The organism is Streptomyces lacrimifluminis (assembly GCF_014646095.1).
GTDB lineage: Bacteria > Actinomycetota > Actinomycetes > Streptomycetales > Streptomycetaceae > Streptomyces > Streptomyces lacrimifluminis.
Genome location: NZ_BMMU01000013.1, coordinates 159,731 through 178,440, shown reverse-complemented (window position 1 = coordinate 178,440; position 18,710 = coordinate 159,731). Strand labels below are relative to the sequence as shown.

The window sequence follows — 18,710 nt, the reverse complement described above, 5'->3', positions numbered from 1 at the left end:
CCTGAATACGGACACTTGTGCGGATGCGATCCGGCCCCGGGAACCCCCGTTCCCCAGGGCCGGATCAGTCATGCCCGGCCGCTCACACGTACCTGAGCTCCGCCGGATGCACCGAACGGCGCAGCAACGGCAGGGACGTGGCCGCGGCGAGCAGGCAGCACACGTACACCGCCGGCGCGACCAGCAGCGCCGTGTACGGCACCGAGCGGCTGCCGTCGTGGGCGATCCCGGCGAACCAGCCGCCGATCAGCAGGCCCCCGGAACCCGCCAGCAGCAACGCCGGCGCGAGCGGCAGGGCCGTCTCCAGGAGCAGCGCCCGGCCGAGCACCGCGCGCGGCACTCCGGCGGCGGCCTGCGCGGCCAGGCCCCGGCGCCGGGTCGCCACCGACTCGGCGGTGCCGACGCCGAGCCCGCAGAGCGTGATCACCAGGGCGACCAGGACGGCGGCGCCGGTCAGGTCGATGCCGGTGGTGTAGAAGGACAGGGGCGAGGCCGCCATCTTCTCGCCGCGGTCGCGCAGCGAGGTCAGCAGCACCTCCCGGAGGCCGACGAACCCGGTGCCCACGACGGTCACCAGCAGCACCGCCGCATGGGTGCGGGCGGCGGCCCACGGGTCGTCGCGCAGCCGCTCCGCCGCGATCAGTGTCGCCGGATCGGCGGTACGGGCCGCCAGGATCCGCCCCGTGAACCGGGCGGTGGCGCCGGTCAGCCACAGGGCGCCCACACCGGTGCCGATCACCACGGCGAACACCAGCACCGGGGCGGTCTCGTACCCGCCGAACGTGTCCGGCGCCAGCAGCAGACCCACGAACAGCAGACCCAGGGCCGCCATCGGGACCGGCATCCCCGGGCCACGCCCCTCGCGAGGCGGCACCCGCCGTACCCGGCCCAGCGGCGAGGCGACCGCGCGTCGCAGCGCCAGTACGCTCACCAGCGCCCCCAGCACCGGTACGGCCGCCGCGACCAGCGCGATCCCGAACCAGAGGAGTACGGGCGGCTGCCGCCACTCGCCCTGAAGGAACAGCACGCAGAACACCGCGGCGACCGCCGAGCCGAGCAGACAGGCGAGCCCCGACTCCAGCGCCGCGATCCGCCGCACCTGCGCCGCACCGGCCCCCGCCAGCCGCAGCGCGGCCAGCCGACGGTCCCGGTGCACGGCCCCGACCCGCGCACACTGCCCGAGGAACCCGATCACGGGCACGAGCAGCAGCACGAGGGTGAGCACCACACCTGAGCGTTCCCCGGGCCGGTCCAGGAGTCCGCTGGCGAAGGCGATGTGGCGGTACCCGCGTATCGCGGCGACGGCCAGGGCGGCCAGCGCGAACCCGGTCGCGAGCGCCGCCCCGAGCGCCGTGAGCGCGACTCGCCACCACTCCCGCCGGTCGGAACCCCGCGTGAGCAGCCAGGCGAGCCGCACATCGGCGCGCAGGGAGCCGCTCCTGGAGCCGCCGGCCCCCTTGTCGCCGGCCCTCGTGCCTGAGGAATCCCTGCCGTTGGGCCCCTCGGACCCCGCGGAGACCACGCCGGCGATCACGAGGTCACCTCCGCCGAGGTCTCGGCGCCGTCGGCGGCCAGGGCGCCGTCGCTCAGCCTGAGCTCGCGGTCCGCGTACGCCGCCACCTGGGCGTCGTGCGTGATCAGCAGGACCGCCGTGCCGGACTCGCGGGCCGTGTGTGTCAGCGCCCCCATCACCTGCTCGCCCGCGAGGGAGTCCAGCGCGCCGGTCGGCTCGTCGGCGAAGACCACCTTCGGGCCGGTGACCAGGGCACGGGCCAGCGAGACACGCTGCGCCTGCCCGCCGCTCAGCTCGCCCGGCCGCAGCAACTGCTGCCCGAGCACCCCGAACCGTTCGAGCCACTCGCCCGCCCGCTCGTGCGCCGCTCCCCGCGCGGTCCCGGCGAGCAGTAGCGGCAGCGCGACGTTGTCGAGGACGGTCAGCTCCGGAATCAGCTGCCCGAACTGGAAGACGACCCCGAACTCGGTGCGCCGCAGCTCGCTCAGCCGCCGCTCGGGCAGTGTGTCGAGCCGCTCCCCGGCGCACTCGACGGTGCCCGCGTCCGGCCGGACGATCCCCGCCAGACAGTGCAGCAGCGTCGACTTCCCGCTGCCGCTGGCCCCCGTGACGGCCAGGATCTCGCCGGCCCGCAGCGCGACCGAGGCGCCGCGCAGCGCGGGTGTCCTGCCATACGTCTTGGCCAGGCGGCGGGCCGTGAGCAGGGGTGGTGCGGTGTCCCCGCCGGACGGTTCCCCGTTGGTGGTGGTCATGCCGTGTCGACCTCCGCGGTCAGTGTGGTGAGCCGGTCCGCCGTGGTGGTCATCCAACGGAGGTCGGCGTCGAGGTGGTTGAGGGCGTAGTCCGCCGAGAGCACGGTCGAGAGGTCCGAGCCCGGCGCGGTCTTGACCGCTGTCAGCTCCCGCATCCGCGCCATGTGCGCGGCGCGCTGGTCGAGCAGATACGCGGCCGGGTCCCCGCCGGCCAGGATCGCGACGACGACCTTGGCGAAGATCTCGTTGACGACGTGGGGTGCGGGTGCGCTGATCTGTCGTACCCAGTCGGCGAGTTCATGCTTTCCGTCGGCGGTCGTCCGGTACTTCGTGCGCTCCGGACCGCCGTCCGTGTCGGTGCCGTCGACCTCCGCGAGCCCGTCGCGCACCAGGCGCTGCAGGGTCGTGTAGACCTGCCCGTAGGCCAACGGCCGGGCCTGCGGGAAGCGTTCGTCGTGCCGTCGCTTGAGGTCATAGCCATGGCTGGGTCCCCCGGCGAGCAGCCCCAACAGGATGTGGCGGGTGCTCATGACCTCATTATGCACTCGATACATGTACTGAGTGAATAGTGGAGCCCGATGAGATTCGCCGAGGAGGCGCGGAAAGGTGGGTGAGCGGTCAGTCCGCCACCGCGTACGCCTCCACCGACCACAGCGAATACCCGTACCGGGTCGCCCTCTTGTCCCCCTGCACGCGTACGAACCGGACGTCCCGCTCGTCCATCCGCACCGACTCGTGCCCGCCCCGCCCGACCGGGACCGTGGCCGCCGTACGCCAGGTGCGCCCGTCCGGCGACACCTGGACGCGGAACGCGGCGGCGTGCGCGTCCTGCCAGCGCAGCTCGACCCGGCCCAGCCGCGCCGGCCGGTCGAGCCGCACCTGCCACCAGGCGTCGTCCTCGACCGGCGACGACCAACGCGTCCCGGACTTCCCGTCGTTGGCGGCCGGCGCCGGGAAGTCCGCCGTCTCGTCCCCGGACGAACTCGCGGCACCGCCCAGCGCGAGATCCGGGCCGCCCGTACGAGGGAACGCCCGCACGGTGAGCGTGCGCGTCGCGTCCCCGGCGGTCAGCGCGACGGGGTACGTTCCCGCCCGCGTCCCCCGCTCCACGGCGACCTCGGCCACCGCGTCGACCGGGACTCCGCGCGGCAAGGTCAACGGGCGCCCGGGGAGCTGGACTTCGACGCCCCGGGGAGCCTTCGCCGCGAGCTTCGTGTCCCGGACGTCGGCGGGACGCGACGAGGTCAGCCGCACCGGCACCCGTACCGCCGTACCGCCGATCTCCGCGTCCACCTCCGCACCGGTCCCCTTGCCGTGCCCCAACTCCAGCTCCACCGACGGGGAGTCGCCGAACCAGGGGACGAGGTGCCGTACCCCGGAGGGTGTCGGACCGCTCACCCGGACGGCGTCCGCGTGGGCCCGGACGGGGAGTTGGGTCGCGCCGGTGCCGGACAGCGCCCCGAGGACGCGCCAGCCCTCCCCGGGGACGCGCGCCTCGACGGTGCCCCCGGTTCCCGGGACGCTCAGGACGGTGACAGTGGCCAGGGCGCGGGCGCGCGGGAAACGGACGGTGCGGCCGTCCGACGCGGAGGGTTCGCGGTCGAGGCCGGCCCATTGGGCGAAGGCCCGCTGTGCCCGGAGGAGGAACGGGTCCAGCACGCCCTTGCCGACGGTCACCCGGGACGCGGCGGAGGTCAGGGAGTGCCGTTGGCGGGCGAGGGCGAGGTACGCCTGCCAGGCGGTCGCCGTGTCGCCCGCGCGCTGTGCCCGCAGCATGTCGACCGCTGTCTCACCGGCCTTGCCGTATCCCGCCAACTGCTCTGTCCAGGGGGCGACTTCCTCGGCCAGGGCACCGGGCGCGTGCGCCAGCCGGGCCGGTGTCTCGCGCATCACCGTGAACGCCGACCGCAGTTGGCGCTCGGCCTCCTCGTTCGCCACCCGGTTCGCAGGGCCGTCCGTCGCCGTGCGGGCCTGCCAGAGCGACTCGATCAGCGGGCGGAGATACGCCGACTCGGGTGCGCCCAGGACCGAGGACGCGTCGTTTCCGGCGAGGGCGCGCAGGGCCTCCTCGCGGCCCGGGTCACCGGCGGCGAGGTCGGTGACCGCGGCCCGCCAGGACGCGTCGGGGCGGTAACCACGCGGGTTCCAGGCGTAGTCGGCGGCCGTGAACAGAGGGATACGGGAGGCCTGGGGCTGGACCATCGCGTTGGCGAGCAGGGCGGCCGACCGGGTGGCCACGGCCGGTTCGCGGCCGGTGTAGGGGCCGAGGAGGATCCGGCCCTGCGCGTAGTCGTTCACCGGGTAGTTGTCCATGGTGACCAGTGGATGCGCGAACACGGCCTTCGTGTCCGCCAGTTGGCGTCCCGTGATGGTCCGGGGGACGACACCCACGCCCGTCCAGGCGACCTCGACCTCCGGGGCCAGTGCGTTCGCCAGCGCCTGGCGGTAGGCCGTCGTGCCGTCCTGGAAGTACTCGGTCGGCATCAACGACAGCGCGGCGGCGGACGGGTGATGTGCCCTCAGGTGGCGGGCCACGGCGTTGGTGACCCGCGCCTGGGCCCGGGCCGCCGCCCCGGGGCCGGAACCGTACCGCTCCTCGTCCGCCTCGCAGTGCCACTCGCTGTAGCTGACGTCCTGGAACTGCAACTGGAACGCCCGGAAACCGAGCGCCCACATGGCGTCCAGCTTGCCGGCCAGCGCGCGCACGTCGGAGTCCGACGACAGGCACATCGACTGTCCCGGGGCCACCGCCCAGCCGAGCGTGACGTGGTTCTGCCGCGCCCGCCGCGCCAGCTCCCGGAACTCCGCCCGACGCGCGGCGGGGTAGGGCTCGCGCCAGCGGGCCTGGCGGTAGAGGTCGTCACCGGGGGCGTAGAGATAGCGGTTCTGTTTCGTCCGGCCCATGAAGTCCAGCTGGGCGAGCCGCTGTTCGCCCGTCCAGGGGGTGCCGTAGAAGCCCTCGGTCGTGCCGCGTACGGCGGTGCCGGGCCAGTCGCTTATGACGACACCGGCGAACTCGCGCTTCACTCCCAGGAGTTGACGCAGGGTCTGGACCCCGTGGAACAGCCCGTCCGCTCCGGCTCCCGCGAGGGCGACGGTGCCTCGGCCCGCGACCCTGCCGACGGCGAGCCGGTAGCCGCCGGACGGGAGGTCGGCGCGGGGGTCGGCACCGAGGGCGGTGAGGGCCCGGTCGGCGGCCTCACCGCCGACCAGGATCGTCAGTGCGCCCGGAGCGGCGACGCCCGCGCCGACCGGGCGGGAGCCCGCCTCCCGCACCAGCGCGCGCAGCGCCCCGACCGCGTACGGGTCGGCCTCCGCGTCGGCGACCAGCGCGACCTCGTCCGTGACCGCGACCGGCCCGCCACCGCTCGCGCGCAGGGAATGGGGGCGGGGCCACACCGACGGTGGAGCCGCGGCGGACCTGTCGGCGGACGCGCCGCCGGGGGAGGGCGGGGCGGCGACCGCCTCGGGAGCCGATGCCAGGCTCGCCCCGGTCACGACGGCGATCACGAGGGCGACCGCCCCCTTCCCGCGCCCGTGCAGCACGCCACCACTTCCCGTCTCTCGACCCGCCCCGCGTCTCCCGACGATGCGTCAGGAGACCATCGAGCCCACCATCCGTGCGGTGAGGGTGTCAACGAGAGTGGCCGATGTGCCGGATTTGCCCCAGCGTGGACGTGTCGCGCGGGGGGAGGGAGAGCGGAGAGGGACCGAAGAGGCACGAGAGGTGACGGAAGGGTGGCGGAAAGGGGGCGGGAGCCGGCCGGGGGGCGACGGAAGAATCGCGGAATGTGACCGGAGACGCCGTGGTTCGTCCGTTCCTACACGTCTGCGGGCGCGCCCACTGGGTAGGGCTGCGGATGAAACCCGCCAACCGCCGTCAGCCGTCGTACGCGACAAGGAGGCCTCCGTGGCCGTACCGGCCCACATCTTCAGCGCCGAGAGCGCCGCCACCGAGGCGCCGCTCACCAGCGAGCCGCCGCTGCCCGCCGCCGAGCCCCTCACCAGCGAGCCCCCGCTCGCCGACGCCGAGGCCATGACGAGCGAGCACGCCGACGCCGAAGCGGACCCCACAGGGCTGTACGAGGGCCCGGTCCCGGCGCTGTCGGACCTCGCGGGGCTGTAGATGTCCGCACACGGGCCGGCCGAACCCGCCGAGGGCCACGAGGGCGGCGAGAGCCGGGCCGGGGAACGGCTCGCGCTCGCCCGTCTCGCCGAGCTGCACGGCGTCGCCCCCTCCTTCAGCCCCTCCCCGGACCACGCGGTCGCCGCCTCCGACTCCGCGCTCGTCGCCGTACTGGCCGCGCTCGGCGTCGACGCGGTCACCCCGGAGGCCGTACGGGCCGCCCTCGCCGCCCGGGAACGGGAACTGGCGGCGCGGCTGCTGCCGCCCACGGTGGTGTGCGGCGCCGACGGTTCGGCGAACGCGCTGGCCGGACTGCCCGAGGGCACCCGTCTGCACATCAGCACCGAACAGGGCGGGAGCAGCGACTCGGTCGACGGACTCCCGCCCGGTATCCACGCGCTGGAGGCCGTCGCGCCCGACGGCCGCACCGCCCGCGCCCACCTAGTCGTCGCCCCGGCCCGGCTGCCCACCCCCACCGGACGCTCGTACGGCCTCCTCGTCCAGCTCTACTCCCTCCTCTCCCGGCGCTCCTGGGGCATGGGCGACCTGGGTGACCTCGGTGAGCTGAGCGACTGGGCCGGGCGGGCGCTGGGTGCGGGATTCGTGCAGGTCAACCCGTTGCACGCGGCCGTTCCCGGGGCGCCGACCGACCCGTCCCCCTACCGGCCGTCCTCCCGTCGCTTCCCCGATCCCGTCCATCTGCGGGTCGAGGGCATCCCCGAGTTCGCGTACATCGAGGAGCCGGAGCACCGGGAGCGGGTGCGCGGGCTGCTGGAGCGGGCCGCGCGGCTGCGGGAGTCGGTGCTGGACAAGGGCGAGCTGATCGACCGGGACGCCGTGTGGGAACTCAAGCGCGAGGCACTGGAACTGGTGTGCGCCGTACCGCTCGGGCCCGGGCGGCAGGCGGCGTACTCCGACTTCCTCGCGCGGGCCGGCGAGCCGCTGGAGGACCACGCCACCTGGTGCGCGCTGGCCGAGACCTACGGCTCCGACTGGTCGCGCTGGCCGGCCGGCCTTCAGGACCCCCGGTCGGCCGAAACCGCCCGCGCCCGGGGCGAGCTGATGGACCGCGTCGACTTCCACTCCCGCCTCGCCTGGCTCACCGACACCCAGCTCGCCGACGCCCAGCGGACGGCACGCGAGGCGGGCATGCCGGTCGGGATCGTGCACGACCTCGCCGTCGGGGTGCATCCCGGAGGCGCCGACGCGTGGGCGCAGCAGGAGTACTTCGCGGCCGGCATGTCGGTCGGCGCGCCCCCGGACGCGTTCAACGCGCGCGGCCAGGACTGGGGCCTGCCGCCCTGGCGACCGGACCGCCTGGCCGAGTCCGGCTACGCCCCTTACCGCCAGCTGCTGCGGTCCCTCTTCGGCTACGCGGGCGCCCTGCGCATCGACCACGTCATGGGCCTCTTCCGGCTCTGGTGGGTGCCCCAGGGGCTGGCGCCGACGGAGGGGGCGTACGTCCGGTACGACGCCGAGGCCATGCTCGCCGTTTTCGCGCTGGAGGCCTCGCGTGCCGGGGCGGTCGTGATCGGCGAGGACCTGGGGACCGTGGAGCCGGGGGTCCGGGAGACGCTGCACGAGCGCGGGGTGCTCGGTACGTCCGTGCTGTGGTTCGAACGGGACTGGAACGGCGGCGGGCGCCCCCTGCCCCCCGCGCACTGGCGCGCCGACTGCCTCGCCACCGTCACCACCCACGATCTGCCGCCGACGGCCTCCCGTCTCGCCGGCGACCACGTCGAACTCCGTGACCGGCTGGGCCTGTTGACCACCCCCCTGGCTCAGGAGCGGGCCCTCGCCGCCGCCGACACGAACGAGTGGCTGACCCTGCTCTCCCGTCTCGGACTGCTGACGGGGGGCAGCGGAGGTCTCGCGGAGGAGGCCGAGATCCAGGCCGTCCACCGCTTCCTGCTCCGCACCCCGGCCCGCATGATCGGCGTCTGGCTCCCGGACGGCGTCGGCGACCGCCGCCCGCAGAACCTGCCGGGTACGTGGAACCAGTACCCGAACTGGCGGCTGCCCATCGCCGACGCGGAGGGCCGGCCGGTGACGCTGGAGGAGCTGGCGGGCTCGTCGCGGCTGTGGGCGCTGATGGAGGTGCTGCGGGAAGGGGCTCCCTGAGTGTTCCCGCGGCGCCGACGGGCGCCTCGGGCCCTTCGCGGGGCGCCCGCACCCCTCATACGGCACCCCGGGCGCGCGGCCCCGCAGGGCGTTCGCTACTTTTGCACCGTGGACAAGACGAACGCCCTGCGCGCCGGCGCCCTGGTCGCCGGTACGACGCTGATGATGCTGCTCATGACGTCTCCCGCGCTCGCGCTCACCCGCGACGACGGTGACGACCCCGGCCCTGGCCTGAGCGTCATCGAGACGCTGGGCTATTACGTGGTCGCCCCGATCGCTCTGTTCGCGGTCATCGCGGGCCTGGTGATGGTCCTGGACAAGTCCACGGACCGCGCTCCGAAGGCCGCCAAGCCCGTCAAGGCGAAGGCCTGATCTCCGGGTCCGCCCGGGCCACGGCCTGATCTCTCGTTCCGAGGGCGCCGTTCTCGTCCCACCAGCCATGGGGCGGAAACGGCGCCCTCGGCGTGTGCTCAGCCGTCCGTCGCCGCCAGCAGCTCCCGCAGCAGGTCGGCCAGTTGGCCGGCCCGCTCGGTGCCGAGGGCGGCCAGGGCCTCCGTCTGGGCGGCGAGGCCGGCGCCGACCGCTTCGTCGACGCGGCTCAGTCCCTCCTCGGTGAGGGTGACGTGGAGACCGCGCCGGTCATGGGGGTCGGGGGAGCGGCGCAGCAGCCCGGCTCGTTCCAGCTTGTCCAGGCGGCCGGTCATCCCACCGGTGGTGAGCATCAGCGTCGACGACAGCTGACGCGGCGAGAGCGTGTACGGCTCGCCCGCCCGCCGCAGGGTCGCGAGCACGTCGAACTCACCGCGCGCGATCCCGAACCGCGCGTACGCCTTCTCCGTCCGGTCGCCCATGGCGCGCGCGAGCCGGTAGACACGGCCGAAGACCTCCATCGCGGCGGTGTCGAGGTCGGGCCTGACCACCGCCCACTGGTCGATGATCGCGTCGACGGGGTCCCTGCGCTGCGGCGGCTGTGCACTCATGGGCCGAGTATGGCCGAAAATCCGGGCCGAAGGGTCACTCGCGAGAAAGTAGCTTGACGCTAAGTCGCTTAGGACTAAGCTACTTATTGCCGACCTACTTCGAAGGGTGCGTCCATGCCCGCGAACCGCTCCGCCCTCGTCCCCGTCATCGCCCTCACGGCCCTCGCGCCCGTCTCCTGGGGAACCACCTACGCGGTCACCACGGAGTTCCTCCCGCCCGACCGGCCCCTCTTCACCGGCCTGCTGCGCGCCCTGCCCGCCGGTCTCGTCCTGCTCGCGCTGACCCGGGTGCTGCCGCGCGGCGCCTGGTGGTGGAAGGCCGCGGTCCTGGGCGCGTTCAACATCGGCGCCTTCTTCCCGCTGCTGTTCCTGTCCGCGTACCGGCTGCCGGGCGGTATGGCGGCGGCCGTCGGGTCGGTCGGCCCGCTGTTCGTCGCCGGGCTCGCGGCGGTGCTCCTGGGCGAGCGTCCGACCGTACGCACCCTGCTCACCGGAGTCGCGGCGGCGCTCGGCGTCAGTCTGGTCGTGCTGAAGGCGGCCGGGGGACTGGATGCCCTGGGTGTGCTGGCAGCCCTCGCCTCCACCGCGTCAATGTCGGCGGGCATCGTCCTGACGAAGCGCTGGGGCCGCCCGGACGGCGTGGGTCCGCTCGCCCTCACCGGCTGGCAGCTGACCGCCGGAGGCCTGCTCATCGCGCCCCTCGCCCTGCTCGTCGAGGGTGCTCCGCCCGCGCTGGACGGCAGGGCCGCCGCCGGGTACCTCTACCTCGCGCTGGCGAACACGGCGGTGGCGTACTGGCTCTGGTTCCGCGGCATCGGCCGGCTCACCGCGACCCAGGTCACCTTCCTCGGTCCGCTGTCCCCGCTGGCCGCCGCGGTCATCGGCTGGGCAGCCCTCGGCCAGGCCCTGACGCCGGTCCAACTGGTGGGCATGGGGCTGGCGTTCGGAGCGACCGTGGTGGGGCAGACCGGGGTGCGCAGGGCCGCTCAGGGGGCGGTGTCCGGCTCCGGAGCGGCTCGGGTTCCCGTGGTGGCGTCACGCCGGTGAACCGGCGGTCGGGCGGTCGGACGGTGGTCAGGCGAGCAGGGCGGCGACCTCGTCGCGGATCGACGGCATCGCGGTGTACAGCGTGCCGGGGCAGTCGGTGGCGGCCCAGTGGCGGTGGCCGCCGATGACCGGCGCGGGCCGGCTGACCCCGCTGACGGGATTGACGTAGACCACCTTGCCCAGGGGGGCGAGTGAGTGCCGCCCGGCGAGATCGGCCAGGAGCCGGTCCAGGGCGGTGCGCGCGGCGGTCGACGCGGGCGTGGTGGTCAGCGTTCCCAGCAGGGCTATGCCGATGTTCCCGGAGTTGAAGCCCTGGACGTGCGCCCCCGTGACCATTCGCCCCGAGGCGTCGTGCGCGGGCGTGCCGTCGGTGCCGGACCAGCGGCCCTCGTACACCAGACCGCCCGCGTCGATCAGGTAGTTGTAGCCCATGTCGCCGTATGCGGCGGCGTTGGTGCGGTAGATGGCACGCACCACGGCGGCCGGGTCCGGGTCGGTGCTGCCGTCGGCGGTGTGGTGGACGGTGAGCGTCTGGACCGGGTAGTACTCGGACGGCCAGCGCTCGGTCCCGGCGGCGAAGCGCAGTGTCTCGTCGGCGCCCCAGTCCGCACGGGACAGCAGCGTGTACGAGGCGGCGGTGGAGGCGGCGGGTGCGGCCGAGGCCGGCCGGGACACCGTGCTCAGCGCGGCACCGGCGCCGAGGGCGGTCAGGAACGCCCGCCGGGGCAACGGGGCAACCGGCTGTGCGGTGCTGCGGGAGCCGGGGCGGTCCGGGATTCGCGTCATGGGGCTCTTCCTGTCGGGCTGGTTGACGACAGGCCCTAGAGGGCCGAGATGGCGCAGGCGTCCTTCGGGGCGTAGAGCCGGGACCAGGTGCTGGGGCCCACGACGCCGTCCGCGCCGCCCGTGGTCTCGTTGCAGGTCTGCACCCAGTGGACGCCGTCCAGCGTCCTCGGGCCGTAACCCCCGTCCTCCTCCAGCCAGTTGGGGTAACCGCTGTAGTAGTTGACGAGGCACTGCACCTGACGCACCGCGTTCCCCGTGCTGCCGGGCTCGACGGTGGGCCGGGCGGCGTCGTCGATGTGGTTGCAGTTGGTCTCGGCCGCTGCGGCGTTCGCCGTGGGGGAGCCGGTGAGAAGTGCCGCTCCCGCGGCCAGTACGGCGGCGCCGTGGACGAGAGCCGAACGGTGGACGCGTGTGCGCATGCTGTCTCCCCAGAAAGCCCGGCCGGCCCGGCGGCGTGTCCCGTCCCCCGTCGGGACACGCCGCCCGGCCGGAACTCAGCGTGAGTCGGCGAAGTTCTTGAACGCGGCGCGGGTACCCGAGCCGGCGTCCCCGTCGATGGCCCCCGTGTAGCCGTAGCCCTGCAGCAGGCGCTGCAGCGCCTTGATCGTGTTGACGCCGGGGTCTCCGTCGATCGCGCCGGTGTAGCCCCAGTACGTCTTGAGGCAGCGCTGGAAGGCCTTCCAGCTGTTGGTGCCGAGCTGCCCGTCGATGCTGTCGTTGTAGTCCCAGTACGTCGCCAGCCAGCCCTGGACCCTCTTGGCCTGCGCGCTGCTGAGACCGAAGTTCTGGGTCGCGAGGATGCTGACGGACTGGGCACTCGCCGCGGGCGCGGTGGCCGGCGCGGCAGCCGCGAACCCGACGCTCGTGCCCAGCAGGCTTCCGCCGGCGATCGCGGCGACGGTGGCGGCACTGATGAATGACCTGGTCAAAATGCTCGGTCGCATTCGTTCCCCCAGAGGGTCGTTGGTCGCACGGATCTGTTTTCGGACGATCCGTGAGCGGCTTCTGATACGACCTTGTCAGCCTCCTCCCGGCATCGACATACTTTTCCGCCTGAGCGTAAAAGCCGTGGTCAGCTAGGGGAATTAAATGCTCCGAATCCATTTCACGGATGCCGATCTCGCGCGTGTTCAGGTGGCGACCAGGCCGGATCCGTTCTGGGAGATCTGCTTCAGCCTGCGGCGTTTCGAGAGCCGCAGGGGCCTGTGGGCATACGCCGGTTGGCACCGGAGCGCCCGCGAGGCGCTCTACGCGAAGGGCCTCGCGCCTGTTGTCCGAAACGTGTTACGCCCCCTTTATCCGGGGGGAACCTATTTTCCGGATTTCCTCACGCCCAGTGAGGCGTCCGAAGGCCTGGACGCGGGGCTGGAGGCGATCCTCGACATACCCCGACAGCGCGTACTACGGGAACTGAACATCCTGGACCGGGCGAACGGCGCTCCCGCCTGGACCCGGCAATTGGCCGACAACGGGCCGCGCGAGGAATTTGTCCGAACGATCCGGACGTATTACGACGTCGCCATCCGTCCCCACGCCGATCACATTCAGGCGCACATAGACGCGGACCGCTCCGCCCGCGCCCGAAACCTGCTGGACGGCGGCACGGACGGGCTCCTGGCCGGGCTGGGGCCGTACATGCGCTGGCGGCGTCCGACGCTGGAGGTCGACTACTGCGAGGACCGTGATCTGCACCTGGACGGGCGCGGTCTGACGCTCGTCCCCTCGTACTTCTGCTGGGGCGGCCCGGTGTCGCTGGCCGACGCGGATCTCCCGCCCGTCCTCGCCTACCCGCTGCGCCACGCGGCCTCCCGCACCGACGAGACCGGTGCCCAGAAGCCCCGGGCCGCGCTGCCCGCACTCCTGGGCGACACCCGCGCCGTCATCCTCCGGGCGACGGCGACCGCCGCCACGACCGGCGAACTCGCCCGTGCCGCGGGTGTCTCGGCGGCGTCGGCGACCCGCCACACCACCGTGCTGCGCGACGCCGGCCTCGTCGTCAGCCACCGCCACGGCCCGGTCGTCCTGCACACCCTGACGCCCACGGGCGCCGCCCTGCTGCGGGCCGGCGGACAGAACCCCCGAACGGCCCCGGTCTGACGCGGCGCGGCGCGGCGCGAGCACGAGCACGCGTACGGGGACGGGTACGAGGCGTCGGGGCGCCCTGCCGGGCCCGGACCACCGGGTCCGTGGACCGCAGAGCGCCCCCGACTCCGTACCACCGCCTGCCGCTCCTACGCGGCAGCCGCGTCCGCCGCCTGTGCCCTGAGCGCACGCTCGACACCGGAACGGGACTCCGAGACAAGGCGGCGCAGGGCCGCGCTCGGCTCGGCGGCGGCCAGCCAGGCGTCCGTCTTCGCCAGGGTCTCCTGGGACACCAGGAGGGCCGGGTAGAGGCCGATGGCGATCTGCTGGGCGATCTCGTGCGAGCGCGAGTCCCAGGCCTCCTTGAGCACCGCGAAGTACTTGTCGGTGTACGGCTCCAGCAGCTCGCGCTGGTCGGTCTGGACGAAGCCCCCGATCACCGCCTCCTGGACCGCGTTCGGCAGCTTGTCGGACTCGATGACCGACGCCCAGGCCTCGGCCTTGGCCTCCGGGGTCGGACGGGCCGCCCGGGCGGTGGCGGCGTGACGCTCGCCGGCGGCCGTCCTGTCCCGCTCGTACTCGCCGGCGATCTCGTCCTCGTCGAAGCGCCCGACGGCCGCCAGCCGCTGGACGAACGACCAGCGCAGCTCGGTGTCGACGGCCAGCCCCTCGATGGTCTGCGTGCCTTCCAGCAGCGCGCCCAGCAGGTCCAGCTGCTCCGGCGTACGGGCCGTGGCCGCGAAGGCGCGGGCCCAGGCCAGCTGGTGGTCGGAGCCCGCCTCGGCCGTCCGGAGGTGGGCCAGCGTCGCGTCCGTCCAGCGGGTCTGCAGGGATTCGCGGGCGGCCGGATCGGCGTACAGGTCGATCGCCAGCTTCACCTGCCGCTGGAGCGACTGCACGACGCCGATGTCGGACTCCTTGCCGATGCCCGACAGGACGAGGGAGAGGTAGTCGCGGGTGGCCAGCTCGGCGTCACGGGTCATGTCCCAGGCGGAGGCCCAGCACAGCGCGCGCGGGAGGGAGGCCTCGAAGTCGCCCAGGTGCTCGGTGACGAACGCGAGGGACGCGTCGTCGAGGCGGACCTTGGAGTACGACAGGTCGTCGTCGTTGAGCAGGACCACGGCCGGACGACGCCTGCCGACCAGCTCCGGTACGGCCGTCAGCTCGCCGTCGACGTCCAGCTCGATGCGCCCGCTCTCGTCGTCACGGACCAGCTTGCCGCTCTCGTCGTCGAGGTCGTACAGACCGACGGCGATACGGTGCGGACGGAGCGTCGGCTCGCCCTTGGCGCCCGCGGGAAGCGCGGGCGCCTCCTGGCGGATGGCGAAGGAGGTGATGACCCCGTTCGCGTCCGTCTCGATCTCGGGACGCAGGATGTTGATACCGGCAGTTTCCAGCCACGACTTCGACCATGCCTTCAGGTCGCGCCCGGAGGTCTCCTCCAGGGCGCCCAGCAGGTCGCTGAGCCGCGTGTTGCCGTACGCGTGCTGCTTGAAGTAGGCCTGCACGCCCGCGAAGAACGCGTCCGTGCCGACGTACGCGACGAGCTGCTTCAGTACGGAGGCACCCTTGGCGTACGTGATGCCGTCGAAGTTGACGAGGACGTCGTCGAGGTCGCGGATCTCGGCCATGATCGGGTGGGTGGACGGCAGCTGGTCCTGGCGGTAGGCCCACGTCTTCATGGAGTTGGCGAAGGTGGTCCAGGAGTGCGGCCAGCGCGAGCCGGGGGCGTACGCCTGGCAGGCGATGGAGGTGTAGGTGGCGAACGACTCGTTCAGCCACAGGTCGTTCCACCACTCCATGGTGACGAGGTCACCGAACCACATGTGCGCCAGCTCGTGCAGGATCGTCTCGGCGCGCGTCTCGTACGCGGCGTCGGTGACCTTCGACCGGAACACGTACTGGTCGCGGATCGTGACCGCGCCCGCGTTCTCCATGGCACCGGCGTTGAACTCGGGAACGAACAGCTGGTCGTACTTCTTGAACGGGTACGCGTAGTCGAACTTCTCCTGGAACCACTCGAAGCCCTGCCGGGTCACCGCGAAGATGGCGTCGGAGTCGAGGAACTCGGCGAGCGAGGGCCGGCAGTAGATACCGAGCGGAACGGTCTGCCCGTCCGCCTCGTACACACTGTGGACCGAGTGGTACGGCCCGACGATGAGCGCGGTGATGTACGTGGAGATACGGGGCGTCGGCTCGAAGTGCCAGACGTCGTCCTTGGGCTCGGGCGTCGGCGAGTTGGAGATGACGGTCCAGCCGGACGGCGCGGTCACCGTGAACCGGAAGGTCGCCTTGAGGTCCGGCTGCTCGAACGACGCGAACACGCGGCGGGCGTCCGGCACCTCGAACTGGGTGTAGAGATAGGCCTGCTGGTCGACGGGGTCGACAAATCGATGCAGGCCCTCGCCGGTGTTGGTGTAGGCGCAGTCGGCGACGACGCGCAGCACGTTGCGGCCCGCCAGCAGTCCCGGCAGCGCGATCCGGGAATCCTTGAAGACCTCGTCGGGGTCGAGCGCGTCCCCGTTGAGCGTGACCTCGTGTACGGCCGGGGCCACCAGGTCGATGAAGGACTCCGCGCCGGTCTCGGCGGAGTCGAAGCGCACCGTGGTCACGGACCTGTAGGTGCCGCCCTCCTGTGCGCCGGAGAGATCGAGCTCGATCTCGTACGAGTCAACGGTGAGCAGCTTCGCCCGCGCTTGCGCCTCTTCGCGGGTCAGGTTTGTGCCAGGCACGCGGTCATCTCCTCGTATGTGTGGGTTGCGCCATCCTTCCATGGGATCCGCGGCCGACGCGATGTCCGGAACCCGCCGGTGAGCGGGGTGGACAGGCGCGAACGTGGAGCCATGACGACGCACACGACAACACGCGCGAAGGCACGCATCACATACGCCGTGCGCCCCATTGGTCCACTGATCCTCAAGGGGCTGCGTTCTGCTGACGATGCGGGGCGCGAGTTGGTTCCCGAGACCGACACCGAGGGCGGCTCACCGCTCCGCTGCTGCCCGCGCCACACCATCCCGGGGGAGTGCGTCGCCCTCGTCTCCTACGCCCCGCTGCGTCGGTGGGCGGCACGGGCGGGGGCCGACCTCCGCGCGTACGACGAACAGGGGCCGGTCTTCATCCACGCGGAGGCGTGCGAGGGCCGGCGGCGGGGGAGGGGTACCCGTTCGCGGGGGCGCGGAGGGTGCTGCGGCGGTACGACGGAGCCTTCGAGGCGGCGTTCGGTGATCCGGGGGTGGCGGTGGTGCCTGTGCGCGCGGTGGAGTACGGGTGCTTTCTGTATGAGGTGGGGAGGGGCTGAGTGTGGAGTGAAGGGGCAAATAGTAGTGCGATAAGTAGCCTCTGTTTTCCTACCCTGCTACCGTTGAGGTATGAAGATCAGTGTGAGTCTGCCTCAGGAGGACGTTTCCTTCGTCGACGAGTACGCGCAGAGAACAGAGGCGGCGTCGCGATCCGCGGTGATACACGACGCCATCGAACTCCTGCGCGCCGCCCGGCTGGAGGAGGAGTACGCGGAGGCCTTCGCCGAATGGGACGGCAGTGAGGACGCGGCGTTCTGGGATCAGTTCTCGGCGGACGGGCTCACTGATGAAGCGCGGTGACATCTACCTGGTCGACTACGAGCCGACGCGCGGCAGCGAGGCCAACAAGGCGCGGCCGGCCGTGATCGTCTCGAACGACGGAGCCAATGCCGCGGTGGCGCGGACGAGGCTCGGCGTGGTGACGCTCGTGCCGCTCACCTCGAACACCTCGCGCGTGTACCCCTTCCAGGTGCTGCTGCCCGCGGCGGAGTGCGGCCTGCCCAAGGACTCGAAGGTGCAGTGCGAGCAGGTGCGGGCCCTCGCGCCGGAGAGGCTGTTGCGCGCGATCGGCTCCGTACCCCGGCAGCGGATGGCCGAGATCGACGTGGCACTGCGGCGGCACCTGGCACTCTGAGCCCTGCACGAAGGGGGTGCCCACCGGTTGCTGCGGTCGCCGGTGGGTACCCCCTGAGTCGTACTGACGGTAGCTTCGCTGTTCCTACCTGGTGGGCGGTTACTTACCGCCCAACTCCACTGCCACCAGCTCCGCGATCTGCACCGCGTTCAGCGCGGCGCCCTTGCGGAGGTTGTCGTTGGAGACGAAGAAGGCGAGCCCGTTCTCCGACGTCTCGTCGGCGCGGATCCGGCCCACGAACGACGCGTCCTGGCCGGCCGCCTGGAGAGGGGTCGGGATGTCCGACAGGACGACGCCGGGCGCACCGGCCAGCAGCTCCGTCGCCCGCTCCACCGACAGCGGACGCGCGAACCGCGCGTTCACCTGGAGGGAGTGCCCCGAGAACACCGGCACACGGACACACGTACCGGACACCTTCAGCCCCGGGATCTCCAGGATCTTGCGGGACTCGTTGCGCAGCTTCTGCTCCTCGTCCGTCTCGAACGAGCCGTCGTCCACCACGTTGCCCGCCAGTGGCAGCACGTTGAACGCGATCGGCCGCTTGTACACCTGCGGCTCGGGGAAGTCGACCGCCGAACCGTCGTGCGTCAGCTTGTCCGCGTCGGCGACCACCTTCTGCGCCTGCCCGTGCAGCTCCGCCACACCCGCCACACCCGAACCGGACACCGCCTGGTACGTCGCGACGACCAGCGCCTCCAGGCCCGCCTCCGTGTGCAGCGGCTGGAGGACCGGCATCGCGGCCATCGTCGTGCAGTTCGGGTTGGCGATGATGCCCTTGGGGCGGTCGACGATCGCGTGCGGGTTCACCTCGGAGACGACCAGGGGTACGTCCGGGTCCCGGCGCCACGCCGACGAGTTGTCGATCACGACGGCCCCCTGCGCGGCGACCTTCTCCGCCAGCGCCTTCGAGGTCGTGCCGCCCGCCGAGAACAGCACGATGTCGAGGCCGGTGTAGTCGGCCGTCGCCGCGTCCTCCACCGTCACACCGTCGAGGACCGACCCCGCGGACCGCGCCGACGCGAACAGCCGCAGCTCGGCGACCGGGAACTCGCGCTCGACGAGGATCCTGCGCATGACCGTGCCGACCTGACCGGTGGCTCCGACGATTCCGACCCTCACGGCGACTCCTTCTGTATGGCGCTGTATTGCGTGACCGATTGCGTGACCGGCGCATTTCCATCATGCGTCCCACCCAGGGCACCATGTCCAATCCTTTGCCCGGCATGCCCGAGGAATGGGACGGGACAGGGGCAGCGCCCGGTTGCGATCGTCCGGCCGCACCCACCCTGAGCTGGAGAAACCCGCCCGACACGGACTCTCCGGCGCAAGCTGTACGGGCCTGGGCGACCGGGGACGGGCGAGGTCCT

General features: G+C 72.5%; 17 protein-coding genes and 1 pseudogene. 8 read left to right on the top strand and 10 right to left on the bottom strand.

The features are described from left to right. Nucleotides 1–82: 82 nt before the first annotated feature. From IEY89_RS20925 to IEY89_RS20910, 4 genes are all read right to left on the bottom strand, one after another. The gene (locus IEY89_RS20925; RefSeq protein ID WP_189149027.1) at nt 83–1,429 is read right to left on the bottom strand and encodes an ABC transporter permease; all 1,347 of its coding nucleotides are present in this window, start codon (nt 1,427–1,429) and stop codon (nt 83–85) included. Nucleotides 1,430–1,530: 101 nt separating this feature from the next. Next, complete coding sequence (locus IEY89_RS20920; protein WP_189148972.1) at nt 1,531–2,265, bottom strand: ABC transporter ATP-binding protein; 735 nt, start codon at nt 2,263–2,265, stop codon at nt 1,531–1,533. Then, nucleotides 2,262–2,795, bottom strand: coding sequence for a PadR family transcriptional regulator (locus IEY89_RS20915; RefSeq protein ID WP_189148971.1), 534 nt, complete (start codon nt 2,793–2,795; stop codon nt 2,262–2,264). The genes IEY89_RS20920 and IEY89_RS20915 overlap by 4 nt, the downstream gene beginning before the upstream one ends. A gap of 88 nt (nt 2,796–2,883) precedes the next feature. Then, nucleotides 2,884–5,811, bottom strand: coding sequence for a glycoside hydrolase family 84 protein (locus IEY89_RS20910; protein WP_189148970.1), 2,928 nt, complete (start codon nt 5,809–5,811; stop codon nt 2,884–2,886). Nucleotides 5,812–6,175: 364 nt separating this feature from the next. Between IEY89_RS20910 and IEY89_RS20905 the strand changes: the two genes are divergently transcribed. The 3 genes from IEY89_RS20905 to IEY89_RS20895 all read left to right on the top strand — a co-directional run bounded on the left by IEY89_RS20905 (nt 6,176) and on the right by IEY89_RS20895 (nt 8,884). Then, entirely contained in the window at nt 6,176–6,391 is a 216-nt protein-coding gene (locus IEY89_RS20905) for a hypothetical protein (RefSeq protein WP_373287267.1), read from the top strand. Next, the gene (gene malQ / locus IEY89_RS20900; protein WP_189148969.1) at nt 6,392–8,512 is read left to right on the top strand and encodes a 4-alpha-glucanotransferase; all 2,121 of its coding nucleotides are present in this window, start codon (nt 6,392–6,394) and stop codon (nt 8,510–8,512) included. Nucleotides 8,513–8,620: 108 nt separating this feature from the next. After that, the gene (locus tag IEY89_RS20895; RefSeq protein ID WP_189148968.1) at nt 8,621–8,884 is read left to right on the top strand and encodes a hypothetical protein; all 264 of its coding nucleotides are present in this window, start codon (nt 8,621–8,623) and stop codon (nt 8,882–8,884) included. 98 nt (nt 8,885–8,982) lie between these two features. Here the strand turns inward: IEY89_RS20895 and IEY89_RS20890 are convergent, their stop codons facing one another. Continuing rightward, entirely contained in the window at nt 8,983–9,492 is a 510-nt protein-coding gene (locus IEY89_RS20890) for a MarR family winged helix-turn-helix transcriptional regulator (protein ID WP_189148967.1), read from the bottom strand. Nucleotides 9,493–9,606: 114 nt separating this feature from the next. Between IEY89_RS20890 and IEY89_RS20885 the strand changes: the two genes are divergently transcribed. Further along, nucleotides 9,607–10,539: an EamA family transporter gene (locus IEY89_RS20885; protein ID WP_189148966.1), complete on the top strand. Its 933-nt coding sequence runs from the start codon at nt 9,607–9,609 to the stop codon at nt 10,537–10,539. Nucleotides 10,540–10,566: 27 nt separating this feature from the next. Here IEY89_RS20885 and IEY89_RS20880 read toward each other — a convergent pair whose 3' ends face one another. The 3 genes from IEY89_RS20880 to IEY89_RS20870 all read right to left on the bottom strand — a co-directional run bounded on the left by IEY89_RS20880 (nt 10,567) and on the right by IEY89_RS20870 (nt 12,269). Continuing rightward, on the bottom strand, nt 10,567–11,325 hold the full coding sequence (locus IEY89_RS20880; RefSeq protein WP_189148965.1) for a peptidoglycan recognition protein family protein: 759 nt from the start codon (nt 11,323–11,325) through the stop codon (nt 10,567–10,569). A 35-nt stretch (nt 11,326–11,360) separates the two neighbouring features. Next, a complete protein-coding gene (locus IEY89_RS20875) occupies nt 11,361–11,744 on the bottom strand; it encodes a peptidoglycan-binding domain-containing protein (protein ID WP_189148964.1) in 384 nt (127 codons plus the stop codon). A 75-nt stretch (nt 11,745–11,819) separates the two neighbouring features. Beyond that, nucleotides 11,820–12,269 carry a peptidoglycan-binding domain-containing protein gene (locus IEY89_RS20870; RefSeq protein WP_189148963.1) on the bottom strand — a complete coding sequence of 150 codons (450 nt, stop codon included), beginning with the start codon at nt 12,267–12,269 and terminating at the stop codon, nt 11,820–11,822. Between the two features lie 145 nt (nt 12,270–12,414). Here IEY89_RS20870 and IEY89_RS20865 point away from each other — a divergent pair, with 145 nt between their 5' ends. Continuing rightward, nucleotides 12,415–13,422, top strand: coding sequence for an ArsR/SmtB family transcription factor (locus IEY89_RS20865; RefSeq protein WP_189148962.1), 1,008 nt, complete (start codon nt 12,415–12,417; stop codon nt 13,420–13,422). A gap of 134 nt (nt 13,423–13,556) precedes the next feature. On the opposite strand, the gene pepN is transcribed toward IEY89_RS20865, so the two are convergent. Beyond that, nucleotides 13,557–16,139 carry an aminopeptidase N gene (gene pepN, locus IEY89_RS20860; protein WP_189148961.1) on the bottom strand — a complete coding sequence of 861 codons (2,583 nt, stop codon included), beginning with the start codon at nt 16,137–16,139 and terminating at the stop codon, nt 13,557–13,559. 111 nt (nt 16,140–16,250) lie between these two features. Here pepN and IEY89_RS20855 point away from each other — a divergent pair. From IEY89_RS20855 to IEY89_RS20845, 3 genes and pseudogenes are all read left to right on the top strand, one after another. After that, nucleotides 16,251–16,708 (top strand): annotated as a pseudogene (locus IEY89_RS20855) (DUF1203 domain-containing protein). A 70-nt stretch (nt 16,709–16,778) separates the two neighbouring features. Beyond that, entirely contained in the window at nt 16,779–17,009 is a 231-nt protein-coding gene (locus IEY89_RS20850) for a ribbon-helix-helix domain-containing protein (protein ID WP_053741841.1), read from the top strand. Continuing rightward, complete coding sequence (locus IEY89_RS20845; RefSeq protein WP_308437453.1) at nt 16,996–17,343, top strand: type II toxin-antitoxin system PemK/MazF family toxin; 348 nt, start codon at nt 16,996–16,998, stop codon at nt 17,341–17,343. Before IEY89_RS20850 ends, IEY89_RS20845 begins: the two co-directional genes overlap by 14 nt. Before the next feature lie 99 nt (nt 17,344–17,442). Here the strand turns inward: IEY89_RS20845 and IEY89_RS20840 are convergent, their stop codons facing one another. Next, on the bottom strand, nt 17,443–18,462 hold the full coding sequence (locus tag IEY89_RS20840; protein ID WP_189148960.1) for an aspartate-semialdehyde dehydrogenase: 1,020 nt from the start codon (nt 18,460–18,462) through the stop codon (nt 17,443–17,445). Nucleotides 18,463–18,710: the final 248 nt, after the last annotated feature.